Source organism: Cupriavidus sp. YAF13 (genome assembly GCF_052113425.1).
In the GTDB taxonomy this organism is placed as follows: domain Bacteria; phylum Pseudomonadota; class Gammaproteobacteria; order Burkholderiales; family Burkholderiaceae; genus Cupriavidus.
The window spans coordinates 18333-42937 of the sequence record NZ_JBFRDD010000042.1 but is presented as its reverse complement, the minus strand read 5'-3'; the positions used below and the strand labels follow the sequence as shown (position 1 = coordinate 42937).

The following is a 24605-nucleotide window of genomic DNA, read 5'->3' as shown; positions in this document are numbered from 1 at the left end:
ATCAGGCTTCCTTGTTGCCCTTGATGTCGTAGCCCGCGGTCACGGCGCCGCCGCTGCCGCCCTGGGCGTTCTGCACCACGTACTCCTGCTTGATCTTGGAGAACGACAGGGAGACCTTCTCGCGCATGCGCAACTCGTCATCCACCGAACCCTTCGGGCTCACCTTGGTAACGACCACGTCCGTCATGGTGAGCTTCAGGTATTCGAGCGGATTGCCGCCGGCCTTGCGCACGACCAGCACCGCTTCGTTGATGTGCTTGCCGGTCAGGCAGTACTTCATCAGGTTGGGCGAAGCGCGATCGATGAAGTGGTCGAAGGACAGGTCCGACACGGTCGCCTTGCCGGCGCCGCCACCACTACCCGCGTGCATGGTGGACTGCTGCTCGATGCTCCAGTCCCAGGCCAGCACTTCGATTTCGTTCTTGTGCGAGGTGTCCTGCGACTCGCCGTCGATGCCGTTGATCTTCAGGAAAATGTCCTGTGCCATTGCAAAACTCCTTCACGTTAAGACAGGTACTGCAGACAAGAGCCACAACAAGGCCCCCGCCCCAAAGGGATCAGGGGCGGGGGTGCCTGATGTGGGACTACCGGTACATTTCAGGCCTCGGACGACTCTCAGGCAGCGTCCTTGACCGATGGCAGGCGCGTCACCAGTCGCAGCGACACCGTCAGGCCTTCGAGCTGGAAGTGCGGGCGCAGGAAGAACTTGGCGCTGTAGTAGCCAGGGTTGCCTTCCATTTCCTCGACGACCACTTCGGCGGCCGCGAGCGGACGGCGAGCCTTGGTCTCCTGCGAGGAGTTGGCCGGGTCGGCGTCAACGTAGTTCATGATCCATTCGTTGAGCCAGCGCTGCATGTCCTCGCGCTCCTTGAAGGCCCCGATCTTGTCGCGCACGATGCACTTCAGGTAGTGGGCGAAGCGTGAGCAGGCAAACAGGTACGGCAGCCGTGCCGACAGGTTGGCGTTGGCCGTCGCGTCGGCGTCGTAGTACTCGGCCGGCTTTTGCATCGACTGCGCGCCGATGAAGGCCGCATAGTCGGTGTTCTTGCGGTGGACCAGCGAGATAAAGCCGTTCTTCGACAACTCGGCTTCACGGCGATCGGAGATGGCGATTTCGGTCGGGCACTTCATGTCGAGGCCACCATCGTCGGTCGGGAAGGTGTGGCACGGCAGGTTCTCCACCACACCACCGCTCTCCACGCCGCGAATCAGCGTGCACCATCCGTACAGCTTGAACGAGCGGTTGATGTTCACCGCCATTGCGTAGGCGGCGTTGCTCCACACATACTTGCGGTGGTCGGCGCCGTCGGTGTCTTCCTCGAAGTCGAATTCATCAACCGGGTTGGTCTTGATGCCGTATGGCAAGCGCGACAGGAAGCGCGGCATGGCCAGCCCCACGTAACGTGCGTCGTCCGAGTTGCGCAGGCTGTTCCACGGCGCGTATTCCAGGTTCTGGAAGATCTTGGACAGGTCGCGCGGGTTGGCCAACTCCTGCCACGAGTCCATCTGCAGCACGGACGGCGATGCGCCGGCGATGAACGGCGCATGGGCGGCCGCCGAAATCTTGGCGAGCGAACCCAGCAGTTCCACGTCGGGCGGGGTGTGGTCGAAGTAGTAGTCGGCGACCAGGCAGCCGTACGGTTCGCCGCCGAGCTGGCCGTATTCCTCTTCGTAAATGCGCTTGAAGAACGGGCTCTGGTCCCAGCCGATACCCTTGTACCGGCGCAGCGTGCGACGCAGGTCCTCCTTGGACACATCCATCACGCGGATGCGCAGCTTGTCGTCGGTCTCGGTGTTCGAGACCAGGTGATGCAGGCCGCGCCAGGCCGACTCCAGCTTCTGGAAGTCCTGGTGGTGCAGGATCAGGTTGATCTGCTCGGAGAGCTTCGTGTCGATGGCACCGATGATGGCTTCGATGCTCTTGTACGCATCGTCGCTCATGGTGAAAGAGCTGGCGAGCGCCTGCTCGGCCAGGGTCTTGACGGCGAGATCGACGGCTTCGCGGGCCTGGTCCGTCTTGGGCGAAAACTCGCGGCCAATCAGTGCGGCGAAGTCCGAATGCTCTGCGGTCGCGAGGGCTTGCTGTTGCTTTTGTTGGGCGGAAGCCATGGAGTCCTTGCTTGATGAGGTTGTTCAGGTTGGCAAGTAGCCGTTCCGGTCAGGACTGGGGCGCCTGGGCGTCGCCATCCGTAGCCTGGGGCTTGGGCGCCTTGGCAAGCGACTGCAGCAGCGCGGGGTCCTGCAGCAGTTGATTGATCAGCGATTCGGCGCCCGACTTGCCATCCATGTAGGTCTGCAGGTTCGCGAGTTGCGTGCGGGCTTCCAGCAATTGCCGCAGCGCATCGACCTTGCCGGCCACCGCCGCTGGCGAGAAGTCCTCGATGCTCTCGAACGTCATGTCGACCATCAACTGGCCGCCGCCGGCCAAAGTATTGGGAACCGCGAACGCAACACGAGGCTTCATCGCCTTCATGCGCTCGTCGAAGTTGTCGATATCGATCTCGAGGAACTTGCGGTCGGCGACCGGCGGCAGCGGCTCAGCGGGCTTGCCTGACAGATCGGCCAGGACGCCCATCACGAAGGGCAACTCGATGCGCTTCTCCGAGCCATAGACCTCGACGTCGTACTCGATCTGCACACGCGGCGCACGATTGCGCGCGATGAATTTCTGCGAACTGTTCACAACAGACATGGGTCTCCTCGACGGGTGACAAGAGGGGTTACAAGGACGTGCCGCACGGTTTCAGGCCGCTTCGGCTTCGGGACATTCCGGCCCAACAGCGTCGTGGCCGGCACGGTACTCAGTGTGATAGGTCAGTACGGGCGCATCTGGCTGCTCTGCCGCCAGCCGGATGTCGATCGCAGCCACCTGGCGCTTCTCCGATATCGCCGACAGCCACAGGCGAGCCAGTTGCGGCTGGACAACCTGCTCAATAAAGCTGATCAAACGGCGAGCTCCGGTTTCGCCAACCGGGCAGCGCGCCACGATGAACTCGACCACGGCGTCGCCATAGGTGAGCGCAATGCCGTGCTGGTCGTGCATGCGTGCCACGACGCGGCCCAGGTGCAAGCGCACGATGCGGCCGAGGTGTTCGGCGGCAAGCGGCAGGTAGGGCACGATCACCAGGCGGCCGAGGAACGCCGCCGGAAAGACTTTGCGCAGCTCCGGCATCAGCGCGTCGCGCAGCGCGGCGGGCTCCGGCATCAGCGCCGGGGCGTCGCAGAGATTCGCCAGGAGATCCGAGCCAGCGTTGCTGGTCAGCAGCAGGATGGTGTTCTTGAAGTCGATGTGGCGCCCTTCGCCGTCTTCCATGTAGCCCTTGTCGAACACCTGATAGAAGACTTCGTGGACGTCGGAATGCGCCTTCTCGACCTCGTCAAGCAGCACCACGCTGTAGGGCCTGCGGCGCACCGCTTCGGTCAGCACGCCCCCTTCGCCGTAGCCGACATAGCCCGGCGGTGCGCCCTTGAGGGTCGAAATGGTGTGCGGCTCCTGGAATTCGGAGAGGTTGATGGTGATGAGGTTCTGTTCGCCGCCATAGAGGGCATCGGCCAGCGCCAGGGCAGTCTCGGTCTTGCCGACGCCGGAAGGGCCCACCAGCAGGAACACGCCGACCGGCTTGCCGGGATCGGTCAATTGCGCGCGGGCGGTCTGGACACGCTCGCCGAGCTGGGCCAGCGCGTGGTCCTGGCCGACGACGCGAGTGCCAAGGGTCTGCGGCAACCGCATGACCGTGGCCACCTCGTCCGCGACCATGCGCCCAACCGGGATGCCCGTCCAGTCGGCGACAATGGCTGCGACCACGGCTTCGTCCACTTCCGTGTACACAAGCGGCGCATCTCCTTGCGCCGCACGAAGGTCGGCTTCGAGCTCAGCCAGAGACTGCTGAACCTGCGCCGTGATCGCCGGCTCGATCGCCGGGGGTTGGACCAGCGCCAGCCGGCGTGCAACCAGGTCGCTCGCCAGGCTTCGTTCGCGCTCCCAGCGCGCTTCGGCCTGCGCCAGGCCGGCATCGATCTGCTCGCGCCGGGCATCTACGACGGCAATCCGCGCGACATCGGCTTTGCCGAAGCCGGCTTCCTTGGCGAGCAGCGCACATTCGGCGTCGGCAGCGGCCAGTTGCTGGCGCAGGTGTTCGACTTCTGCCGGTGGGGCGTGCAGTGACAGCGCCACTCGGGCACAAGCGGTGTCGAGCAGGCTGATGGCCTTGTCCGGCAACTGCCGGGAGGGGATATAACGATGGGAGAGCTTGACGGCGGCACGCACCGCTTCGTCGCGGATGAACACCTGGTGGTGCGCCTCGAAGGTGGCGACCAGCCCCCGCACCATGGCGACAGCCTTGGCCTCTTCTGGCTCCATCACCTGCAGGACCTGGAACCGGCGCGTGAGCGCCGGATCTTTCTCGATGTGGCGCTTGTATTCGCTCCAGGTGGTAGCGCCAATCGTGCGCAGCGCGCCTCGCGCCAGCGCCGGCTTGAGCAGATTGGCAGCGTCGCCCGTGCCGGCCTGGCCGCCGGCGCCGACCAGCGTGTGGACTTCATCCACAAACAGGATCACCGGCTTCTCGGACCTGGCAGATTCCTCCAGCACGCCTTTGAGCCGCGCCTCGAATTCACCTTTCATGCTAGCGCCGGCCAGCAGCGCCCCGACGTCGAGACTCAGGAGCCGGATATCCTTCAAGCTCGGCGGCACCGTGCCCGCAGCGATGGCCTGGGCGAGCCCCTCGATGACGGCGGTCTTGCCAACCCCAGCCTCTCCCGTCAAGAGCGGATTGTTCTGGCGGCGGCGCAGCAGGATGTCCGTCATGGTGCGGATCTCGTGCTCGCGGCCAATCACCGGATCCAGCCGGCCGGCGCGGGCCTCCTCGGTCAGGTCGCGGCAGTACTGGCCAAGGGCAGACTTGCCGGAACCCGTGGGCGCCATGGCGCCGCTGGCCTCGCCAGGCGTGGCCGGTGCGAGGCCACTACCGTCGTAGGCCGCTTCCCGGCTTTCGGGCGACTGCGCGACCAACGCGGAAACGGCTTCGACCAAGTCATCGGCACGTACCTTCGCGAACTGATTCGAGATGCCCAGCACCGTTCGGCGCAATTCCGGCGTCTTGAGCAGTGCGCTCAGCAGGTAGGCGCCGCGCACGTGGTCATCGGCGAAGGCAAGTGTCGCGTAGACCCACGCCCTCTCCATGGCGGACTCGATCTGGAACGAGAAGTCGCTGATCGACGTGGCGCCGGCTGGCAGCAACCCCAGCGCGCACGTCAGGTCGGCTTCCAGGGCGGGCAGGTCGGCGCCGGCATGGCGCAGGATCCGCTGCAGGTCGCCATCGGGGGCCTGCAGCAACTGGTGCAGCCAATGCACAAGCTCCACGTACGGGTTGCCGCGGAGTTTGCAGAAGGCGGTCGCGCTTTCGATCGCCTTGAATAGGGTGGGATTGAGTCGGCCGAACAGCGCCTGACGCGAAATGTCCATTTGGTGCCTTGCTCTATTTTTTGAATGATCGACGGCGCTTGACCGATGGAGTTCTTGATTAACTCTTTTTTAGGATATGGCAAAACCATTAGATGCGTAAACCCCTTGCGCGAATCATCGCAGAGCGACTTCCTTGACCTGGATAGGAAGCCTGATCGCCGTGGATCCTTGGTAGTCAAATAGGTAGCCAAATACCAATACGCGCGCGTTTATCACGTCCAGCATGGGGGCGCAGTAACTTACGACGTTCAAACCGAGACATGACAAATTCGGAAATTTCCTAATATGAATTGCGAAAAATCTCGGAGTTTTTCAGGACATATCGGCGTTTTTATAGGAAACGTCCTAAAACAATTAGGACAACAGATCCCTAATTCAAAGCCGCCGCGTAGACCGAAATTAATGACATCCGTTTGCATTTTGTCTAGCCGTGATTTTCGATTATCATCGGGTCCATTCCTGAACCTATCACTAGCGAGGCAAGGTCATGAGCGACTCGCAGACCCTCCCGGCAGGGACCGGCGCCACCGCCCCCGGATTCGACCGCGATAGCGATACGCCCTGGTCTTGGGATGCGCTCGGCGGGATGCACCCGGGCACGGCCGATCCGTTCTCGGTGCTGAGACCGGCGGCTGGCGAGCGCACAGCGCAAGCTGCTGCCCCCGATCGGACTGACGTGATCGAGCAGATCAAACGCGAGGCCGAGGCGGCGCTGCGCGATCCCGACTACGTGAGCGCCCACGCGGAGGCCAGCACTGGGGCGGCATCGGTTGTACCGGCGCAGATCGCTCGGAACCCGCTGCAGACGCTCGCACGCGAGGCCGACGATGCCCACAGCTTGATGGACATGCTTGCCACCGCCGGCCACATCAACGCCCTGATCGGCTCCCCGCAGCCCCTGGATGACCACCCGCTCTTTGTGATCCCGCCCGCGCCGGACGTGCTCTGGCTCTTCGCGGGGGACATCGTGCCCACCAGGCGCCGTGACGTGGCCGCTCCCCTTACCCGCCGCGAACACCACCTCATCTCGATGGATAGCGCCTACCGCCCTGCACAAGCACAAGCACAAACGCCGGAGCCCGATCATGGCGCTTGATACGCAAGCCCCCGAAAGCGCACTCGACACCGGGCTATCGTCGGTCCTGCGCCAAACCGGTTCGGTCACCGGCGCGCTCGCCGCGGCGGAAGGCCGGGTGCGCCTGCAGCCCGGCTCATTTGACTTCCGTTGGCAGCTATTCCAGTGGCTGTGCGTGGTTGGCGACTGGACGCGCGCGCTCCGGCAACTGCAGGTGGCCACGCGGCTCGCACCCGACTTTGCGCAAACCGCGCATGTCTACCGCGACTTGATCCGCGCGGAGGTGTTCCGGTGCGAGGTCTTCGCAGGCCGGCGCGCGCCCGGCTCCCTGCTGCCGGCCCCGGCCTGGATGTCCGGGCTGCACGTCGCGCTCTTACAAACCCAAACCGGTGAAATCGCCGCCGCCGATGGCAGCCGCAACCGGGCACTGTCGGAGGTCCCGGCCTCGCCCGGCATGCACGACGGTGTGCGCTTCGCGTGGATCACCGACACCGACACGCGCCTGGGCCCGACCTGCGAAATCGTGGCTGCGGGCCGCTACGCCTGGCTGCCTTTTTCCCAGATGCACAAGCTTGAGCTGGCCGAGCCTGCCGGCTTGCTCGATCTGCTGTGGCGCCCGGCCACCGTGACGTTCGCCGACGGTGTGGTCAGCCGTGGCTTCATGCCGGTGCGCTACCCTGACTCTGGGCAGGGTAGCGACGCCATCCGGCTCGCCCGCGAAACCAACTGGGCCGAAGTAGGCGAAACCGGTGTCATCGGATTCGGCCAGAAGACCTGGATGACGGATGCGGGCGATGTGGCCATGCTCGATGTGGCGACCCTCACGCTGGTAAGCGGGCATGGCTGACCACCGCCCACCACGGGTACCAAGCCGCCCGAATACGCAACTGCTGCCGACGCTCTTTGACCGGCTGCGCGACGACGCGCCCCAACGGCAGACCGAAAGCGCAAACGAATACACGGTCACGCGCGCCCAGATGCGCGAGATCATCCAGCGCGATCTCACCTATCTGCTCAATACCACCAACCGCGAGGATGAAATCGATCGCAAGCGCTATCGCGCTGCCGCTGCATCGACGATCAACTACGGGGTACCGCCGGTCGCCGGCAGTTACCTGTCCGAGCGTAAGTGGAACGACATCGTCAACATCGTCAGGCGCGCCATCCTGGACTTCGAGCCCCGGCTCATTCCCGGCTCGCTGGACGTGAAGCCGCTTTTGAAAGAAGACGCGCCGCAGCGCTACAACACCCTGGTGTTCGAGATCAAGGGCCTGATCCATATGGACCCATACCCGATGGCATTCACTGCCCAAAGCTCACTCGACCTGGAAACCAGCCGGATGAGCGTCCAATCGATTCACACCACCTGACGCCATGGATCCGCAACTGCTCGACTATTACAACCGCGAGCTCGTCTACATGCGCGAGCTGGCCGGGGAATTCGCCAATCAGCACCCGAAGGTAGCGAGGCGCCTGGGCATGCATGGCACCGAGGTGGCCGACCCCTATGTGGAACGCCTGATCGAGGCGTTCTGCTTTCTGTCGGCGCGCACCCAGATCAAGCTCGATGCGGAGTTTCCGCGCTTTACGCAGCGGCTGCTGGAGGTGGTCTACCCGAACTACGTGGCGCCGACGCCGTCGATTGCTGTCGCACAGTTCCGCCCCAGCCGGATCGAGGGCGATTTTGCCCGTGGCGTGGAGGTGCCGCGCGGCGCGCAGGTCGATGCCGCGCCGGCGCCGGGCGAGAAGACGGCCTGCCAATTCAGGACCACGCAACCCCTAACGCTGTGGCCGCTCGAAATCACCGAAGCCCGGCTCACTGGCATTCCACCGGACATTCGCGGGCTGGAGCGCTATGTGCCTGCCCACCTGACGGTACAGGGAGCGCTGCGCCTACGCCTGCGCTGCACGCGCGATGCCACCTTCGATCAATTGCCCGGCCTGGACCAGTTGCCAGTCTATCTGCGCGGGGACGACCAAATCGCCTCGCATCTGTTCGAGCTCTTGCACAGCGCCGGCGTCGCCACGCTGATTGGACAACCCGGCGCCATGAGCGAACGCCCCTACGCGGTGGCAGAGGATGCCGTCAGCTATGTGGGCATGGGTCCGGGCGAGGGTGCGCTGCCGTTGCCGTGGAACAACTTCTTTGGGCACAACCTGTTGCATGAGTATTTCGCGTGCCCGCAACGCTTCTACTTCTTCGGTCTCAACAAGCTGGCACAAGGGTTCGGCCAGATCCGCGGCAAGGAAGCCGAGATCGTCGTGTTGCTGTCAACGCCGCCTGGCAATCTGATCAGCCAGGTCGACCGGGACCAGTTCGCGCTCTTTTGCACACCGGTGGTCAATCTGTTCCCGAAACGCACCGATCGCATCGAGATCACACCCGGCCGCACCGACTTCCATCTGGTCGCCGACCGACAGCATCCGCTCGACTATGAAATCTACGCCGTCAAGCAGCTCTCCGGGCAGAAGTCCCAGCACAGTGCCAGCATCGCCTTTCAGCCGCTCTTTGCCACGCTGAACAGTGACGAGGGCAATCACGGCCGCTACTTTTCCCTGCGGCGCGAGCGCCGGCTGATCTCGGAGCAGGCTCGCAAGTACGGCACTCGCACCGCATACGTCGGTACCGAGCTGTTCGTGTCGCTGGTGGACCAGCACGAGGCCCCTTACCCGGACACCTTGCGCTACCTGTCGGTGGAGTCACTGGTCACCAATCGCGACTTGCCCAATCTGGTACCGCGCAATGGCCTGCACGACCTGACCCCGGCGGCATCCATCCCCGTGGACGGAATCGGCCTGATCCGCGCGCCGTCGGCACCTCGGCCACCTTATGCGGACGGCGAAATGGCCTGGCGGCTGATTCGGCTATTGGGCTTCAACTACCTGTCGCTGACCGACCTGGAGCATCGCTCAGGCGGCCAGGGTCTGCGTGACATGCTTCGGCTTTTCGTGGCGAGCGACGATCTGGCGCACCAGGCGCAGATCCAGAGCCTGATCGGCTCGAAGGTGGAGCCGGTCATGCGACGGCTGCCGGGCAACGGCCCTTTGATCTACGGCCGTGGTATCCAGTGCCAGCTTACCGTGGACGAAGGCGGCTTCTCCGGCATCAGCCCATACCTGTTTGGCGTGGTGCTGGAGCATTTCCTGGCGCGTCACGTGTCGGTCAACGTCTTCACGCAGACCGAACTGCACTCGATGCAACGCGGCCTGGTGCATCGTTGGCCCGTGCGCATGGGCGGCCGTAGCGCCGTGTAGCCATGTTCAAAGGACACGACGACAATGCGCCGCCAGCGCTAACGGCCACGGCGCCGCCGGGAAGCTACGCCGGCCAGGCGCCGTGGAAGCTGAGCTTTCTTGGGCTCCTGCGGCATCTGTCCGCCCTGCACCCTGACTTGCCCCCGATCGGGCAAGCCAGCCGGCCGCGCGACGAGCCATTCCGGGCTGGCCAGCAGGCCGCGCTCACCTTCGCGCCCCGCGAGATCGCGCAGGTGCAGCCGCTGCCTGGCCGGCTCAAGGTGCAGTTGTTTGGTCTGGGCATGCTGGGGCCGAATGGGGCACTGCCGATCCACCTGACGGAAATCGTACGGGAGCGCAGTGAAACACACCGGGACAGCACCACCGCCGATTTTCTGGACCTGTTCCACCATCGCGCTTTCACGCAGTTCTACCGTGCCTGGGCAGGCTCGCAAGCCGCAGCGGGCCTCGATCGGCGCGACGACGAGGTGTTCTCCCGCTATATCGGTTGGCTGACGGGCAACGAAGCCGAAGAGATCGCGCACGGTCCCCTGCCCCCGCACGCGCGGCTCGCCGCCGGTGCGCATCAGGTGCGCGAAGCACGCAATCCCGATGGCATTGCGGCCACGCTCTCGCACTTCTTCGGGGTATCCGTCAGGCTGGAAGAATATGTGCTGCACTGGATCGCCATCGATCCAGCCGAACACAGCCGCCTGGGGCATCCGGGCGCCCCAAGCGTCATGGGGCAAGGCGCCATGCTTGGCGAGATGGTACCGGACCGGCAGCACAAGTTCCGCCTGGTGATCGGTCCGCTCGGGCTGCAGCAGTACCTGAACTTTACGCCCAACGGCCGGGACCTTCCGACGCTCATTGAATGGGTGCGCGCCTTCGTAGGCTATGAATTCGTTTGGGAAGCCGAGCTGCAGGTGATCCCTGACTCTGCTCCACCCGCCATCCTGGGCTCACAGGAACGCCTGGGCTGGTCTACATGGCTGGGCGAACCGGATCGCAGCCGCGCCATCACCGGCATGGTGTTCGAGCCCGAACACTACGCGACACATTGACCATGAAAGCCAAAACCAAGCCCGTACCGGCGCCAAGACCTGAATTTCCCTTCCCGGAGCTGCTGGAACCGGTCTCTCCCGACAGGCCATGCGGCGATGACCTGGAGTACGACCCTGAATTCGTCATACTTCTGGCCAAGGCCGCTCCGAGGGCCGACGCACAGTACGGCGACTTCGTCAGTGAGCCGGAAGCCTGCAACTGGGCCGAGCTGGAGCGCGACTGCCGGCGCCTGCTCTTGCGAACGCGCGACATCCGCATTTTGGTGCTGCTGCTGCGGTGCCGTACTCGGCTAGCCCAGACGGCCGGGCTGAGAGACGGCCTCGATGCGCTGGCGCAACTGCTGACGAAATGGCCGGATGCGATCCATCCGCAGTTGATGGTCGATGGCGAAGCCGATCCTGCCATGCGCGCCAACGCACTGGCCGCACTGGCCGACCCGGAAGGGCTGATGCGGGACGTGCGGGCGTTGACGATCACGGGCAATGCCGCGCTTCGGCTGCAGGTCCGGGACGTCGAGCGTTCGCTCGGTGTGCCACGGCCCGTGGACGCCCCGGCGCCGGAATCGGTGCGCCTGCAATTGCAGGATTTGCGCCAGCAGCACAGCCCCGCCCTCCTCGCAGTGGACGAAGCCGCAGGATATGCCGCTGCCATCGACGGCTGGGCGAAAGCCAACCTCCGGAACGACCGCCCTGACCTGAGCCCGCTGCTCAAGCTACTCGGCACGATGACGGGTAATGTCGCGGCCGCCGCCGCGCCGCGGCCCGATTTGAGCATCGCGGCCTCGACAGGCGACGGTGCCGCAGGTGGTCTTTCCCCTATAGCGACCACCGAGCATGCAGCCGCCGACATGCCGCGGGACCGCGATGCCGCCTTGGCCGGCGTCCGCACCGCTCGTCAATGGTTCGAACTACATGAACCCAGCAGCCCCGTAGCGCTACTGCTCAGGCAAGCCGAGCGGCTGACTGGCAAGCGCTTCGATGAAGTGTTCCAGGCAATCCCCGCCGAGCTGGTGGAGCGCTGGGCGCAGGACAATTCGTGATCTTCCAACCGTTCGGGGAGCGCATCGTCCCATGCATTTTAAGAGGCTGTTTCAAAATGAAGCGAAGCGGTTCTGGCTAGGCGCGCGGCCGCAGACAGTACAAGTGGTACGGCAAGGCCGCGCAACGACGCCAGAATCTTTTTGAAATGGCCTCTAAGTAAGCTCGGAGACACCAGAACGTATTGTCTCGAGCGACTGCCGCGGTCGCCGGCATGGGTAGCGCCACCATCGCTGGCGCGGTCCGCCATCGAGACAAAAAAAGCCCCTGAATCCAGGGGCCATTTTTCAACGTCTTGTGTAGCAGCAACCGCTAGATCAACCAGCGAAGTTCTTGCTGGCGAAGTCCCAGTTCACGACGTTCCAGAATGCCTCGACATACTTCGGGCGGGCATTGCGGTAGTCGATGTAGTAAGCGTGTTCCCACACGTCGCAGGTCAGCAGCGGCTTGGCGTCGGTGGTCAGCGGGGTAGCGGCGTTGGAGGTCGAGACCAGGTCCAGCGAACCGTCGGCCTTCTTCACCAGCCAGGCCCAGCCCGAGCCGAAGGTGCCGACCGCGGTCTTGGTGAATTCTTCCTTGAACTTGTCGAAGGAGCCGAACTTGGCGTTGATGGCATCTGCCAGTGCGCCGGTCGGTTGGCCGCCGCCGTTGGGCTTGAGCGAGTCCCAGTAGAAGGTGTGGTTCCACACCTGGGCGGCGTTGTTGAAGATGCCGCCGGAGGACTTCTTGACGATGTCTTCGAGCGTCGAGTTTTCGAACTCGGTGCCCTTGATCAGGTTGTTCAGGTTGGTGACGTAGGTCTGGTGATGCTTGTCGTGGTGGAACTCCAGGGTCTCCTTGGAGATGTGCGGAGCGAGCGCATCATGAGCGTAAGGCAGCGGGGGGAGAGTATGTTCCATTGTTCTGTCTCTTTCTGTGGGGTTGAAGATCAGGAATTGTCGATTGTAGGGGACTTGCCATACCCGCGCAAACGCGGCAGACAAAGCCCCTTCGACCATATTAGTTTGATCGATATGCAAGCGCTGTCGGCGGCCCGCCGACGCGCGCCGGGCTTAGAGTTCCGCCAGCCGGGGCTGGACGCTGGCGAGGCTGGCATCGGCCACGCCTTCGGCCAGGTGGACTTCGATCACGGCGCCCGCGCGCAGCTCCAACGGCGAGCGCAAGGCGTGTCCGCGCTGGTCCAGTAGCACCGCGTAGCCGCGCTCCAGGGTGCGCTGCGGCGCCAGCACCTCGAGCGTGCCGGCGGCGCGCTGCCAGCGCTGCCCGGCGCGCTCAACCTGGCGCTGCGAGGCATCGCGCAGGCGCAGCGCGGTGCGGCGCAACTCGGCCTGGGCCAGGGCCAGGTCGGGACGGCCGGCAGCCCAGCGCATGGCCAGCACCTGCTGGCGGTGCCGTTGGGCGGCCACGGTATCGCGCAGCGCAGAGCGCAGGTGACGCATGAGGTTGTCGACCTGCAGGCGGCGCTCCTGCAGCTGCGCTTGCGGGCTGCGCAGGCGGCGCGCCAGCCAGTCAAGGTTCTGGGCCCGCCGGTCGAGCTGGCGCTGCATGCACTGGGCCAGCGCGTCGCGCGCGCGGCTGGCTTGCAGCAGCATATGGCTGCGGTCCGGGCTGACCAGCTCGGCGGCGCCGGTGGGCGTGGGCGCGCGCACGTCGGCGACGAAGTCGGCGATGGTGAAATCGGTCTCGTGGCCCACACCGGAAACCACCGGCACGGCGCAGCGCGCAATGGCCTGCGCCACACTCTCCTCATTGAACGACCACAGGTCCTCGATGCTGCCGCCGCCGCGGCACAGGATCAGCACATCGCATTCGTTGCGCTCGCTGGCGGTGTCGATCATGGCGGCGATCTTCGCCGAGGCGCCGGCGCCCTGTACCGGCACCGGGTAAACCACGACGGGCACATGCGGCGCGCGCCGGCGCAGGGTGCTGATCACGTCGCGCAAGGCCGCCGCCTGCAGCGAGGTGATCACGCCGATGGTGCGGGCGTGAACCGGCAGCGGCCGCTTGCGCTCGGGCGCGAACAGCCCGGCCTGCGAGAGCTTTTCCTTCAGGCGCAGGAATGCCTCGTACAGATTGCCAAGGCCGGCGCGGCGCATGCCTTCTACGCCCAGTTGCAACTCGCCGCGCGCCTCATACATGGATACGAGCGCCCGTACCTCGACCGCCTCGCCCTCGCGCGGCGTGAAGTCGACATGCTGGTTGCGCCCGCGGAACATCACGCAGCGAATCTGGGCGCGCGCGTCCTTGAGCGAGAAGTACCAGTGGCCGCTGGCGGCGCGTGTGAAATTTGAGATTTCGCCCCGGACCCAGGTCAGCGGGAAACTACGTTCCAGTACCTGGGCGATCGCGTGGTTCAGCTCTCCGACGGGAATCGCCTCACGCGCCCCGGGAGGGGCCATCGGCTGGGTTTCACGCGAAAAGTTCAACGGTTCTGACATGGCGCACGGCCGGGCAAGCGGCGTGGAATTGACATGTCCACAGCATAACTGGTCTGTCAAGTCTCTTGGAGTGGGGGAGGCAATAACCCCGCAAAGCCGCGTGACTTGACACAAGCCTTTGATTCTTATGCGCTTTCAGCTGTCTTATTTTTTAGGCAATGTAAGCAAACCCCTTATGCGTCAAACACTTACCGGCTGCACCCCAGGCTTGTTCACAAAGTTATCCACAGGAACTCTGGACAACCTTGGCTAGAACGCGCTGCCTGTGGAAAACTATTTCCTGCCCGCCGGAGGTGCCCATCCGGCGGGCAAAAGAGATCGCAAGGCCTCCTTAGCATGGCATGGCAGGGCGATGTCCCGAGCCTGAGCACGGGGACTGGAAAACACCGTGCAAATGGCTATTGCCCATTTTTTAATCAGCATGTATGAAGCGCTGTTCAATCAATGACTTAAGTGGCTTCTCAGATAGTTTTCCACAACCCGTCCACAAGACTGTCCCGGCGGAATGTGGAAAGTGAGAGACATACCGGGATTTTTTCATTCGCGGGGCGTTGGAGGCCCTCGAGAAGCCCATCTGGCGTGCCCTGCACATTATTTAGGCACTATGTATACTCACCTTTCCAATCAATGACTTAGCATTCTTTTCAGGCGTCTGTCCACAAACGGTCCACAGCACTGTCCTGTTTTAATGTGGATAGAGCGGACTCCGGTTTTGCGCGGTTCGCGCGTGCCCGAAGGATGTCCGCGCCACTCGCCGCCTGCCCGCTTTTTAGGCGGCCCACAATTTTTCCTTATCAATCAGTGACTTGACCGCCTTGTCAGCCCTCTGTCCACAATTCATCCACAGCGCTGTCCCTGTTCCATGTGGACATCCCGGCAGTCGCCGCCTCCAGCGCCTCGCGCGCACGATGCGCGGCAGACACACCGCGATGCTGCGTCTTGCCCCGCCCGGTGCTGCGGGTTAGAGTGGCGCCTGATTTTTTCGAACATTTTCGAACATAGCCAGCGCGCGCACGGCCGCGGCGCCTGGCATGAGCACACAAGCCGTTGACTCGGGGTTCCACGTGTTTTCCATCATTCAAGCTGCCGGCTGGCCGATCTGGCCGTTGTTGCTCGCCTCGGTCATCGCCCTGGCGCTGATCGTCGAGCGTTTCCTCAGCCTGAAGCGCAGCAAGGTGCTGCCGCCCAAGCTCTACGACGAAGCCCTGTCGGTGGCGCACCAGCGCCGCGCTACGCCGGAGGTGGTCAACACACTGGAGCAGAATTCCCCACTGGGCCGCGTGCTGGCCGCTGGCCTGCGCCATGTGGTGCTGCAGCCGCATACATCCCGCGATGCCGCCAAGGAAGTGGTCGAGGAAGCCGGGCGCGCCGTGGCGCACGAGCTGGAGCGCTACCTGAATGCACTGGGCACGATCGCATCGGTAGCGCCGCTGATGGGCCTGCTGGGCACCGTGATCGGCATGATCGAGATCTTCGGCAGCCAGGGTGGTGCCGGCGCCAGCCCCGAGCAGCTGGCACATGGCATCTCGGTGGCGCTCTATAACACCGCCTTCGGCCTGATCATCGCGATTCCGGCACTGATCTTCTGGCGCTACTTCCGCCGGCGCGTGGACGACTACGTGGCCGAGCTGGAATTCCGCGCCACCGCCTTCCTGGACGCCATCCTGCCGCAGCGCCGCGCCTGATACGCCATGCACTTCCGATCCCGCCAGCGGCGTGAAGAACCGGAGATCAACCTCATCCCGTTGATCGACGTCCTGCTCGTGATCCTGATCTTCCTGATGATCACGACCACGTACTCGCGCTATACCGAGCTGCAGATCCAGCTGCCGACCGCCGACGCCGAAAAGGCGCTGCAGCGCCCCGGCGAGATCGTGGTATCCGTATCCGCCAAGGGCGTCTATTCGATCAACAAGCAGGTCATGGACCAGCAGGACGTGACCAGCCTGGCCCAGCGCCTGCGCGAGGTAGCGGCCCCGGCCGATGGCCAGCCGCCCGTGCTGATCGTCAATGCGGATGCGCAAGCCACGCATCAGTCCGTGATCAACGTCATGGAAGCCGCCCGCCTGGCCGGGCTGCCCCGCCTGACCTTCGCCACGCAGAGCTCGCAGGCGCGCTGAGCGGCCCGGCGCGGGGACGCAATCCCGCGCTTGCGAGCCGCACCTTGCGGCGGGCGCCGCAAGGTGCCCATAATGACTGGGTGGCTCGCCTGCGCTGCCCCGCAATGACGCAATGAAGCGATCATGCCGGCGCGCCGTGCTACCGTCCCCGGCCCCATCCCTGCCCTTTTCAACGCAGCATTACCGCCCAGCCCTGCCTACCACGCCCATGCCCGCTCCCCGCAACGCCCTTGCCGACTTCGTGACCGCCCAGTGGCAGCGCCGCGGCTGGTTCGCCTGGCTGATGCTGCCGCTGTCGTGGGTGTTCGGCCTGGTCAGCGGCTGGCGGCGCCTGGCATACCGGCGCGGCTGGTACCACTCGACGCGCTTGCCGATGCCGGTGGTGGTGGTCGGCAACGTGACCGTGGGCGGCACCGGCAAGACCCCCGCGGTGATCGCGCTGGCCCATGCACTGGCCGAGTCCGGCCTGCGCCCGGGTGTGGTCTCGCGCGGCTATGGCGTCAAGCTCAAGCATCCGCGCCGGGTCAAGCCCACCTCGCAGGCCAAGGACGTGGGCGACGAGCCGCTCTTGATCGCGCGCGCCACCGACGTGCCGGTCTGGGTCTTCCCCGACCGCGCGCTGTGCGCGCAGACCATGCTGGTCTCGCACCCCGGCGTCAACGTGCTGCTGCTCGACGATGGCCTGCAGCACTACAAGCTGCAACGCGACTTCGAGATCGTGATGTTCGATTCGCGCATGGGCGGCAACGGCCTGCTGCTGCCGGCAGGCCCGCTGCGCGAATCGCTCTCGCGGCATCGCGACGCCACCCTGATCAACGACCCGGACTTCCGCCCCAGCCCAGGCCAGCCGGATGTCTACGGCATGCGCCTGGTGCTGGACGACGCCTGGCAACTGGCCGACCCGACCATGGCCAAGCCGCTGTCGGCGTTTGCCGGGCAGCGCGTGCTGGCCGCCGCCGGCATCGGCAACCCCGAGCGCTTCTTCGCCAGCCTGCGCGCAGCCGGCCTCGCGCCGCAGACCATGCCCCTGCCGGACCACTACGACTTCGCCGAAAACCCGTTCGCCGGCGACCCTGCCGCGCAAGCGGCCGATGCGATCCTGATCACCGAGAAGGATGCCGTAAAATGCGAGCGCCTCAGTGACCCGCTGGACCCGCGGATCTGGGTCGTCCCCACCACGCCCGTGATCGACGCGGGCCTGATCGAAAAAATTCGCCGCGCCGTCGCCGCGCATGCCCAGGCCGCTCCCACAGCGCCGGGCGCCGCGACCGCCGCCGGCCACACCAAGGAAACGCAAGATGGACAACCGGCTGCTTGAAATCCTGGTCTGCCCGCTGTGCAAGAGCAAGCTGGAACATGACCGCGCCGCCCAGGAACTGATCTGCCAGGCCGACAAACTGGCCTATCCGATCCGCGATGGCATTCCCATCATGCTGGCCGATGAGGCGCGCCAGACCGTGCCGGGCCGGCTGGTCTCGCCGGAATAAGCGGATCGCACCATGTCGCTGCCCGCTTTTACCGTCGTCATCCCGGCACGCCTGGCCTCCACCCGGCTGCCCAACAAGCCGCTGGCCGATATCGGCGGCAAGCCCATGATCGTGCGCGTGGCCGAGCGCGCCCACGCCTCGTCGGCGCAGCGCACGGTGGTCGCCACCGACGCGCCCGAAGTGGCGGCAGCCTGCGCGGCGCACGGCATCGAAGCCGTGATCACGCGTGCCGACCACCCCTCGGGCACTGACCGCCTGGCCGAAGTGGCTACATTGCTGGGCCTGCCGGACGACGCCATCGTGGTCAATGTGCAGGGCGATGAGCCGCTGATCGAGCCCAGCCTGATCGACGAGGTAGCGCTGCACCTGGCGCACCATGCCGATTGCGCCATCGCCACCGCTGCGCATCCGATCAGCGAGATTGCCGAGGTGTTCAACCCCAATGTGGTGAAAGTCGTGTGCGATGCCGCCGGCCGCGCGCTGTATTTCTCCCGCGCGCCGATCCCCTGGGCCCGCGACGCCTGGGCCGGTGTGCCGGCCGCGGCGGCAGCCAATGCCCAGGTGGCCTTGCCAGCCATGCCGGTATTGCGCCACATTGGCCTGTATGCTTACCGCGCCGGATTCCTGCGGCGCTTTCCCACGCTGGCGCTGTCGCCGGTGGAGCAGACGGAAGCCCTGGAGCAGCTGCGTGCGATGTGGCATGGCGAGCGCATCGGCGTGCTGGAAACAGCGGCAGTGCCCGCGCCGGGCGTTGACACGCAGGCCGACCTGGATCGTGTGCGTGCGCTGTGGGCGCAGGCCATGGCACAGGAAGGCCCCTGAGCGCACTTGGCGATGACCGCCGGCTGCGGCGGTCGTCGCATGACTTACGACATAAGTCATGACAGATGTCACCGTAGCGGCAAGCCGATTTCGCGCCGCATCATGGCATAATGCTTGACGATACAGAGCCGTCGGGCGCCCSGGCGCCCGGCCAAGGCTCGGTGGGGAGATGAAAAGTGAGCCCGATCGGTACCCGCCCGCCGCCAGCGGCAGAGGCGTCAGCGTGCCGGCCGTCAACAGACCAGACTCCGACCTGAGGCGCGCCGTCCCGACGGCGTTGGTAAGCCTCGCGTCAAGTTTCGGCGTTACCCTCCTTCCATTCCCCCTGCCATACAAGATTTAAAACTCTGAGGACCCGTAATGCGTTTGATCCTGTTGGGCGCGCCTGGCGCCGGCAAAGGCACGCAAGCCCAGTTCATCTGCGAGAAGTTCGGCATCCCCCAAATCTCCACTGGCGACATGCTGCGCGCCGCGGTGAAGGCTGGCACGCCGCTAGGCGTGGCCGCCAAGAAGGTGATGGACGCAGGTGGCCTGGTGTCGGACGACATCATCATCGGCCTGGTCAAGGACCGCCTGCAGGCGGCCGATTGCAAGGACGGCTATCTGTTCGATGGCTTCCCGCGCACCATTCCGCAGGCCGAGGCCATGAAGGAAGCAGGCGTGGCGATCGACTACGTGCTGGAAATCGACGTGCCGTTCGATGCCATCATCGAGCGCATGAGCGGGCGCCGCGTGCACGTGGCATCGGGCCGCACCTATCACGTCAAGTACAACCCGCCCAAGGTGGAAGGCGTGGACGACGCCACCGGCGAGGCGCTGATCCAGCGCGACGACGACAAGGAAGAGACCGTCAAGAAGCGCCTCGACGTCTACTCCCAACAGACCCGTCCGCTGGTGGATTACTACTCCAAGTGGGCCGCCAATGGCGACGCCGCCGCCAAGGTGGCACCGCCGCAGTACCGCAAGATCGCGGGCGTTGGCAGCGTGGAAGATATCACTTCGCGTGTGTTCGAAGCACTGAAGTAAGCCGCGCGCATCCGGCGCTGCAGGTGGAAAAGGCGACCCTCGGGTCGCCTTTTTTATTGCCGCCGCCATCCGCGGAGATCGCATCGCCGAATTGACGCCGAATTGACGTTTACGTAAACGTTATGCCAACATGCCGTATCTGCAGCGCCAGAAAACCAAAAGACCACACATCCAAGCGAGGAAGACAACGATGGAAATCCGCGACAACGTATTTATCGTCACCGGCGGCGCCTCCGGGCTCGGCGAGGGCAGCGCCCGCATGCTCGCCGCCGCGGGCGGCAAGGTAGTGATCGCCGACCTCAACGAAGCCGCCGGCACCGCGCTGGCCGCCGAGCTGGGCGGGAAGTTCGTGCGCTGCGACGTCAGCAGCGAGGCCGACGGGCAGGCCGCCGTGGCGGCCGCCACCGCGCTGGGCCGCCTGGCCGGCCTAGTCAATTGCGCCGGCATCGCTACCGCCAACAAGACGGTGGGCAAGAACGGCCCGCACCCGCTCGACGCCTTCGACAAGACCATCCGCGTCAACCTGATCGGCACCTTCAACATGATCCGGCTGGCTGCCGCGGCCATGGTGCAGAACACACCCGACGCGGAAGGCGAGCGTGGCGTGATCATCAATACGGCATCTGTGGCGGCCTTCGACGGCCAGATCGGGCAGGCCGCCTACGCGGCCTCCAAGGGTGGCGTGGTCGCCATGACGCTGGCCATCGCGCGCGACCTGTCGCGCGACGGCGTGCGCTGCATGACGATTGCGCCGGGGCTGTTCGAGACGCCGATGCTGCTGGGCATGCCGCAGGAGGTGCAGGACGCGCTGGGCAAAATGGTGCCGTTCCCGCCGCGCCTGGGCCGCCCGGCCGAGTATGCGAAGCTGGTGGGATCCATCATCGCCAACCCCATGCTCAACGGCGAAGTGATCCGGCTCGACGGCGCCATCCGCATGCAGCCGAAGTAACGCCGTCCCGGCCTTTGCCGGCCGCCCTTCACGCCGGCATCAGCATCACCAGCGTCAGGCCCGGCGCGGCGGCCGGCACCAGCGTGAGCTGCTCGAAATGCAGCAGCCCGCGCAACGGATGCCGAAAGCCCCGCCGCCCGCCCTGCCGCTCTTCGACATCCTGCGAGAGCCAGTCGGCGCGGAACACCGGGCTCTGTGCAATCAGCCCCTCCACCAGCGCGCGCATCGGCGGATCGTCGGCATGGCGGATGCTGTGCGCGCGAAACTCCGACACCAGCCGTGCCGCCCGGTGCGGCCAGTCCTCCACCAATGCCTGCAAACCCGGCGACAAGAACATGCTGCGCAGCAGGTTGCGGTCTTCGCTGGCGGGATCGAGCCAGCCCACGAACAGGTCGGCGGCGGCGGCATTCCATGCCAGCGCGCTCCATTGCCGGTCCAGCAGATAGGCCGGGCCGTTGATGGCTTCCACGCTGGCGAGGACTGCTGCTGGCGCGTGTTCGTCCTGCGCCTGCATAGGGTCGCGCCGGCCAGCCAGCTCGAACAGGTAGGCCCGTTCCGCGCGCGACAGCCGCAGCGCGCCGGCCAGGCTGGCCAGCGCGCGGGCCGACAGCGCCACCGGCCTGCCCTGCTCCAGCCACGTCACCCAGGTAGCGCTCAGGCCCGCGAGCTGTGCCAGCTCCTCGCGCCGCAAGCCCGGCGTGCGCCGCCGCCGGCCGGGGGCCAGGCCAACTTCGGCCGGGGCCAGACGCTCGCGATGCGCCCGCAGGAAGCGGCCCAGCACGGCTTCGCGCGTGAGTTCGTGTGGCTTGGCGGGATCGGTTGGCGCGTATTCTGTCATGGGGGGCTGAGCGGGCGATGCAGGTAGCCGGGCAAAAGCTGGTGCGTTTTATACCAGGATAAAACCCTGACTTGTACCGGGAAAACAGGCTGCTACAGTACGTCGAACCCGCTACGCGAGCAAGTCCCCCCGTCACCCATCCCCCGGTCCCCGGTCACCAGAACCCACCAGCGGCCATTGCCGCCAGGAGAGCCTCATGCAACAACAAGAACTCGTTGCCGCCCAGTTCGGCGCCACCGCCAGCGCCTACCTCACCAGCGCGGTCCACGCCCAGGGCGCGGACTTGCAGCAGCTTGCACAGGAACTGGCGGCGCTGCCGGCGGCGCGGGTGCTCGACCTGGGTTGCGGCGCGGGCCACGCCAGCTTTGCCGCAGCGGGGGTCGCGGAGCAAGTGACGGCTTACGATCTGTCGGCGGAAATGCTGGCCGTAGTGGAAGGCGCGGCGCGCGACAAGGGGCTGGCGAATATCCGCACCCGACAGGGCGCCGCGGAATCGCTGCCCTTCGACGACGCCAGCTTCGACGCGGTGATCTCGCGCATGAGCGCGCACCACTGGCGCAACGTGCCGGCGGCGCTGGCGGAAATGCACCGGGTGCTCAAGCCGGGCGGCAAGGTCGTGCTGATCGATATCGCCGGCTCGGACGACCCGCTGCCCGACACCTGGCTGCAATCGGTGGAGTTGCTGCGCGACCCGTCGCATATCCGCGACTACACCGGTACCGAGTGGAAAGCGATGCTGGAGACTGCGGGCTTCACGGCCAGCGTGTCGCCCGCCTGGCGCATCGAGCTGGAGTTCGCCACCTGGGTACAGCGCATGCGCACGCCGCCCGTGGCGGTGGCCGCCATCCAGCACCTGTGGCAACTGGCGCCGGCGGAAGTACGCGACCACTACCTGGTCAAGGCCGACGGCAGCTTTGCGCTGGAAGCGGTGATGGTCACGGCAACGCGCAGTTAAGCAGTTAAGCCGGGCGAGCGCCCGTCACTGCGGCATGGCCGGCTCGGCCGGCAATGGCAGGCTCTGCACCATCTGCCACACGGCGGCGGCCGAGGGCGATAGGGAGCGGTCTTCCCGGCAGACCATGACGATGCGCCGCTCCTCGCGCGGCGTGAGCGGCCGCCAGACCAGAGGGGATGCCGCGGGCAACGGCAGCGAGAACGAGGGCAGGACCGAAGCGCCGATGCCGGCCTCGACCATGCCGAACACGCTGGCCGAATGCCCCAGCTCCTGCACCACGCTGGGCGCCACGCCATGGCTGGCGAAAATGCGGTCGATCAGGGGCCGGCTGCCCGAGGCAAAATCCAGCAGCACCAGCGGCATGCCGTCCAGCGCGGACCACGGCACCGAGTCGGCATTGGCCAGCGGGTGATCACGCCGGCACACGAAGCAAAACGGATCGGTCGCCAGCGGCGCGATGGTCAAGCCTTCCGGCGCCAAAGGATCGATCAACACGCCAAAGTCCACGGCCCCCGCGCGGATCTGCTCAAGGCCATCGGCCTGCACGTTGTCGCGCACGCTGAGGCGAATATCCGGATACTGGCGCGCGCAGGTCGACACATACAGCGGCATCAGCCGCGCGGATATCGTGGGTGCACTGGCAATCACAACGCGGCCACGATAGCGCTCGCCAAGCTGGCGCGTTTCTTCCAGCGTATCGTCCAGCTGGCCAAGCAGGCGCTCGATTGCAGGGGCCAGGGCCTGCCCCGCGTCGGTCACCACCACCTCCCGCGTGGTGCGGTCGAGCAAGCGCACGCCAAGTGCCTCTTCCAGCTCGGCAACGCCCCGGCTGACCGCGGGCTGCGTCAGGCCAACAGCATCCGCGGCACGGCTGAAACTGCCATGCCCGACCACGGCGAGGAAGACCCGCAACTGGCGCAATGTGTAATTCATGCGTCTATGAGATGAATGGATGCGATAAATGAATTTGCATTCTAGGCGTCACTGACGTCCAATACTAGGCGAAACCCTAATCCAACCTTGCCGTCATGTCCGCCATCCTCTCACCCTTCAAGAAAATCTACGACCTGATCGACGGGTTCGTGCTCATCATGCTGAGCGCCATCGGCATCGCGCTGCTGGCCCCGCAAATCGGCGCCGGCGATGGCCCGCTGCACCTGGGCATGGTCACCAACCTGGGCGTGGCCCTGGTGTTCTTCCTGCACGGCGCCGCGCTGTCGCGCGACAAGCTGGTGGCCGGCGCGCGCCACTGGCGCCTGCATGCCTTCGTGCAGAGCTTCACCTACATCGTCTTCCCGGTGGTCGGGCTGGCGTTGATGTTCGGCCTGCGCAACATGCTGCCCGCCGAGCTGCTGCTGGGCGTGTTCTACCTGTGCGCATTGCCGTCCACCGTGTCGTCGTCCGTGGCGATGACCTCGATGGCGCGCGGCAACGTGCCCGGCGCGATCTTCAATGCCACCATCTCGGGCCTGATCGGCATGGCCGTCACGCCGCTGCTGATGGGGCTGGTGATCAGCGCCAGCGGCGCGTCGATGCCGCTGGGCAAGGCGCTGACCGGCGTGGCGCTGCAACTGCTGCTGCCGTTCGCGCTCGGCCAGCTGGCCCGCCCGCTGATCGGCAGCTGGCTGGCCAAGAAGAAGCAGATCACCAACAAGATCGACCGCGGCGTGATCGTGCTGATCGTGTACTCGTCGTTCTGCGACGCCACCGCCGCCGGCCTGTGGCACAAGTACAGCTGGGAAACCATCGGTGCCGTGATGGCGCTCGCCGCCGTGCTGCTGGTGGTGATCCTGGCCACCACCACCTTCACCGCGCGCCGCCTCGGCTTCTCGGTGGAAGACGAGATCACCGCGGTGTTCTGCGGCTCCAAGAAGAGCCTGGCCAACGGCATCCCGATGGCCAAGATCCTGTTTGCCGGCCACCCGGCGCTGGGCCTGCTGGTGCTGCCGCTGATGGTCTACCACCAGTTGCAACTGATCGTGTGCTCGGTGATTGCCTCGCGTTACGCCGGCCGCGACGCGCTGCCCGACGGGGCGACCGCCCGCGCCTGAATGTCAGCGCGTCAGCGCGCTGCATGGCAAACGGCCGGCAACGA

Annotated in this window: 23 protein-coding genes; 15 read left to right on the top strand and 8 right to left on the bottom strand. The window is 65.4% G+C overall.

Translation table 11 applies throughout. The annotated features are described in order from the left end of the window. Position 1: 1 nt before the first annotated feature. The 4 genes from AB4061_RS28550 to tssH all read right to left on the bottom strand — a co-directional run bounded on the left by AB4061_RS28550 (position 2) and on the right by tssH (position 5464). Complete coding sequence (locus AB4061_RS28550) at positions 2 to 487, bottom strand: Hcp family type VI secretion system effector (RefSeq protein WP_043344077.1); 486 nt, start codon at positions 485 to 487, stop codon at positions 2 to 4. A gap of 128 nt (positions 488 to 615) precedes the next feature. Next, on the bottom strand, positions 616 to 2109 hold the full coding sequence (tssC, locus tag AB4061_RS28545) for a type VI secretion system contractile sheath large subunit (protein WP_441639608.1): 1494 nt from the start codon (positions 2107 to 2109) through the stop codon (positions 616 to 618). Between the two features lie 49 nt (positions 2110 to 2158). After that, complete coding sequence (tssB, locus tag AB4061_RS28540; RefSeq protein ID WP_441639607.1) at positions 2159 to 2692, bottom strand: type VI secretion system contractile sheath small subunit; 534 nt, start codon at positions 2690 to 2692, stop codon at positions 2159 to 2161. A 51-nt stretch (positions 2693 to 2743) separates the two neighbouring features. Then, entirely contained in the window at positions 2744 to 5464 is a 2721-nt protein-coding gene (gene tssH / locus AB4061_RS28535) for a type VI secretion system ATPase TssH (RefSeq protein WP_441639606.1), read from the bottom strand. Positions 5465 to 5951: 487 nt separating this feature from the next. Between tssH and AB4061_RS28530 the strand changes: the two genes are divergently transcribed. Genes AB4061_RS28530 through AB4061_RS28505 form a run of 6 tightly spaced genes read left to right on the top strand, consistent with a single transcriptional unit; the run spans position 5952 to position 11877 of the window. Next, positions 5952 to 6560, top strand: a complete 609-nt coding sequence (locus AB4061_RS28530) for a TagK domain-containing protein (protein WP_441639605.1) — start codon at positions 5952 to 5954, stop codon at positions 6558 to 6560. Continuing rightward, the gene (locus AB4061_RS28525) at positions 6550 to 7386 is read left to right on the top strand and encodes a type VI secretion system accessory protein TagJ (protein WP_441639604.1); all 837 of its coding nucleotides are present in this window, start codon (positions 6550 to 6552) and stop codon (positions 7384 to 7386) included. Before AB4061_RS28530 ends, AB4061_RS28525 begins: the two co-directional genes overlap by 11 nt. Next, on the top strand, positions 7379 to 7909 hold the full coding sequence (tssE, locus tag AB4061_RS28520) for a type VI secretion system baseplate subunit TssE (protein WP_441639603.1): 531 nt from the start codon (positions 7379 to 7381) through the stop codon (positions 7907 to 7909). Before AB4061_RS28525 ends, tssE begins: the two co-directional genes overlap by 8 nt. 4 nt (positions 7910 to 7913) lie before the next feature. Next, on the top strand, positions 7914 to 9794 hold the full coding sequence (gene tssF, locus AB4061_RS28515; RefSeq protein WP_441639602.1) for a type VI secretion system baseplate subunit TssF: 1881 nt from the start codon (positions 7914 to 7916) through the stop codon (positions 9792 to 9794). 2 nt (positions 9795 to 9796) lie between these two features. Beyond that, positions 9797 to 10837: a type VI secretion system baseplate subunit TssG gene (gene tssG / locus AB4061_RS28510; protein WP_441639601.1), complete on the top strand. Its 1041-nt coding sequence runs from the start codon at positions 9797 to 9799 to the stop codon at positions 10835 to 10837. 2 nt (positions 10838 to 10839) lie between these two features. Then, on the top strand, positions 10840 to 11877 hold the full coding sequence (locus AB4061_RS28505; RefSeq protein WP_441639600.1) for an ImpA family type VI secretion system protein: 1038 nt from the start codon (positions 10840 to 10842) through the stop codon (positions 11875 to 11877). Positions 11878 to 12192: 315 nt separating this feature from the next. Here AB4061_RS28505 and sodB read toward each other — a convergent pair whose 3' ends face one another. After that, positions 12193 to 12774: a superoxide dismutase [Fe] gene (gene sodB, locus AB4061_RS28500; RefSeq protein ID WP_183031929.1), complete on the bottom strand. Its 582-nt coding sequence runs from the start codon at positions 12772 to 12774 to the stop codon at positions 12193 to 12195. 153 nt (positions 12775 to 12927) lie between these two features. Then, positions 12928 to 14313: an exodeoxyribonuclease VII large subunit gene (xseA, locus tag AB4061_RS28495; RefSeq protein ID WP_441639599.1), complete on the bottom strand. Its 1386-nt coding sequence runs from the start codon at positions 14311 to 14313 to the stop codon at positions 12928 to 12930. A gap of 1064 nt (positions 14314 to 15377) precedes the next feature. Between xseA and AB4061_RS28490 the strand changes: the two genes are divergently transcribed. The 7 genes from AB4061_RS28490 to AB4061_RS28460 all read left to right on the top strand — a co-directional run bounded on the left by AB4061_RS28490 (position 15378) and on the right by AB4061_RS28460 (position 20717). Beyond that, entirely contained in the window at positions 15378 to 15998 is a 621-nt protein-coding gene (locus tag AB4061_RS28490; RefSeq protein ID WP_006157938.1) for a MotA/TolQ/ExbB proton channel family protein, read from the top strand. A gap of 6 nt (positions 15999 to 16004) precedes the next feature. Next, on the top strand, positions 16005 to 16433 hold the full coding sequence (locus AB4061_RS28485) for an ExbD/TolR family protein (RefSeq protein ID WP_441639598.1): 429 nt from the start codon (positions 16005 to 16007) through the stop codon (positions 16431 to 16433). Positions 16434 to 16641: 208 nt separating this feature from the next. Next, a complete protein-coding gene (gene lpxK, locus AB4061_RS28480; RefSeq protein ID WP_441639597.1) occupies positions 16642 to 17751 on the top strand; it encodes a tetraacyldisaccharide 4'-kinase in 1110 nt (369 codons plus the stop codon). Next, the gene (locus AB4061_RS28475) at positions 17732 to 17920 is read left to right on the top strand and encodes a Trm112 family protein (RefSeq protein ID WP_441639596.1); all 189 of its coding nucleotides are present in this window, start codon (positions 17732 to 17734) and stop codon (positions 17918 to 17920) included. The genes lpxK and AB4061_RS28475 overlap by 20 nt, the downstream gene beginning before the upstream one ends. Positions 17921 to 17932: 12 nt before the next feature. Next, entirely contained in the window at positions 17933 to 18742 is an 810-nt protein-coding gene (kdsB, locus tag AB4061_RS28470; protein ID WP_441639595.1) for a 3-deoxy-manno-octulosonate cytidylyltransferase, read from the top strand. Between the two features lie 360 nt (positions 18743 to 19102). Continuing rightward, entirely contained in the window at positions 19103 to 19768 is a 666-nt protein-coding gene (gene adk / locus AB4061_RS28465) for an adenylate kinase (RefSeq protein ID WP_441639594.1), read from the top strand. Positions 19769 to 19958: 190 nt separating this feature from the next. Beyond that, complete coding sequence (locus AB4061_RS28460) at positions 19959 to 20717, top strand: 3-hydroxyacyl-CoA dehydrogenase (protein WP_441639593.1); 759 nt, start codon at positions 19959 to 19961, stop codon at positions 20715 to 20717. 28 nt (positions 20718 to 20745) lie between these two features. Here the strand turns inward: AB4061_RS28460 and AB4061_RS28455 are convergent, their stop codons facing one another. Beyond that, on the bottom strand, positions 20746 to 21555 hold the full coding sequence (locus AB4061_RS28455; protein ID WP_441639592.1) for a helix-turn-helix transcriptional regulator: 810 nt from the start codon (positions 21553 to 21555) through the stop codon (positions 20746 to 20748). Between the two features lie 196 nt (positions 21556 to 21751). Between AB4061_RS28455 and AB4061_RS28450 the strand changes: the two genes are divergently transcribed. After that, positions 21752 to 22510, top strand: coding sequence for a class I SAM-dependent methyltransferase (locus AB4061_RS28450; protein ID WP_441639591.1), 759 nt, complete (start codon positions 21752 to 21754; stop codon positions 22508 to 22510). A gap of 24 nt (positions 22511 to 22534) precedes the next feature. Here AB4061_RS28450 and AB4061_RS28445 read toward each other — a convergent pair whose 3' ends face one another. Continuing rightward, the gene (locus AB4061_RS28445) at positions 22535 to 23443 is read right to left on the bottom strand and encodes a LysR family transcriptional regulator (protein WP_441639590.1); all 909 of its coding nucleotides are present in this window, start codon (positions 23441 to 23443) and stop codon (positions 22535 to 22537) included. A gap of 95 nt (positions 23444 to 23538) precedes the next feature. Between AB4061_RS28445 and AB4061_RS28440 the strand changes: the two genes are divergently transcribed. Next, the gene (locus tag AB4061_RS28440; protein ID WP_441639589.1) at positions 23539 to 24561 is read left to right on the top strand and encodes a bile acid:sodium symporter family protein; all 1023 of its coding nucleotides are present in this window, start codon (positions 23539 to 23541) and stop codon (positions 24559 to 24561) included. Positions 24562 to 24605 lie beyond the last annotated feature (44 nt).

Excerpts from the sequence above, each read along its gene's own strand:
- AB4061_RS28475 (WP_441639596.1), top strand. The coding sequence starts at position 17,732 with ATGGACAACCGGCTGCTTGAAATCCTGGTCTGCCCGCTGTGCAAGAGC.
- AB4061_RS28505 (WP_441639600.1), top strand. The coding sequence starts at position 10,840 with ATGAAAGCCAAAACCAAGCCCGTACCGGCGCCAAGACCTGAATTTCCC.
- AB4061_RS28530 (WP_441639605.1), top strand. The coding sequence starts at position 5,952 with ATGAGCGACTCGCAGACCCTCCCGGCAGGGACCGGCGCCACCGCCCCC.
- xseA (WP_441639599.1), bottom strand. The coding sequence starts at position 14,313 with ATGTCAGAACCGTTGAACTTTTCGCGTGAAACCCAGCCGATGGCCCCT.
- AB4061_RS28440 (WP_441639589.1), top strand. The coding sequence starts at position 23,539 with ATGTCCGCCATCCTCTCACCCTTCAAGAAAATCTACGACCTGATCGAC.
- lpxK (WP_441639597.1), top strand. The coding sequence starts at position 16,642 with ATGCCCGCTCCCCGCAACGCCCTTGCCGACTTCGTGACCGCCCAGTGG.
- AB4061_RS28485 (WP_441639598.1), top strand. The coding sequence starts at position 16,005 with ATGCACTTCCGATCCCGCCAGCGGCGTGAAGAACCGGAGATCAACCTC.
- kdsB (WP_441639595.1), top strand. The coding sequence starts at position 17,933 with ATGTCGCTGCCCGCTTTTACCGTCGTCATCCCGGCACGCCTGGCCTCC.
- tssH (WP_441639606.1), bottom strand. The coding sequence starts at position 5,464 with ATGGACATTTCGCGTCAGGCGCTGTTCGGCCGACTCAATCCCACCCTA.
- tssC (WP_441639608.1), bottom strand. The coding sequence starts at position 2,109 with ATGGCTTCCGCCCAACAAAAGCAACAGCAAGCCCTCGCGACCGCAGAG.
- AB4061_RS28455 (WP_441639592.1), bottom strand. The coding sequence starts at position 21,555 with ATGACAGAATACGCGCCAACCGATCCCGCCAAGCCACACGAACTCACG.
- sodB (WP_183031929.1), bottom strand. The coding sequence starts at position 12,774 with ATGGAACATACTCTCCCCCCGCTGCCTTACGCTCATGATGCGCTCGCT.
- AB4061_RS28525 (WP_441639604.1), top strand. The coding sequence starts at position 6,550 with ATGGCGCTTGATACGCAAGCCCCCGAAAGCGCACTCGACACCGGGCTA.
- AB4061_RS28445 (WP_441639590.1), bottom strand. The coding sequence starts at position 23,443 with ATGAATTACACATTGCGCCAGTTGCGGGTCTTCCTCGCCGTGGTCGGG.
- tssE (WP_441639603.1), top strand. The coding sequence starts at position 7,379 with ATGGCTGACCACCGCCCACCACGGGTACCAAGCCGCCCGAATACGCAA.
- tssF (WP_441639602.1), top strand. The coding sequence starts at position 7,914 with ATGGATCCGCAACTGCTCGACTATTACAACCGCGAGCTCGTCTACATG.
- AB4061_RS28450 (WP_441639591.1), top strand. The coding sequence starts at position 21,752 with ATGCAACAACAAGAACTCGTTGCCGCCCAGTTCGGCGCCACCGCCAGC.
- tssG (WP_441639601.1), top strand. The coding sequence starts at position 9,797 with ATGTTCAAAGGACACGACGACAATGCGCCGCCAGCGCTAACGGCCACG.
- AB4061_RS28550 (WP_043344077.1), bottom strand. The coding sequence starts at position 487 with ATGGCACAGGACATTTTCCTGAAGATCAACGGCATCGACGGCGAGTCG.
- adk (WP_441639594.1), top strand. The coding sequence starts at position 19,103 with ATGCGTTTGATCCTGTTGGGCGCGCCTGGCGCCGGCAAAGGCACGCAA.
- tssB (WP_441639607.1), bottom strand. The coding sequence starts at position 2,692 with ATGTCTGTTGTGAACAGTTCGCAGAAATTCATCGCGCGCAATCGTGCG.
- AB4061_RS28460 (WP_441639593.1), top strand. The coding sequence starts at position 19,959 with ATGGAAATCCGCGACAACGTATTTATCGTCACCGGCGGCGCCTCCGGG.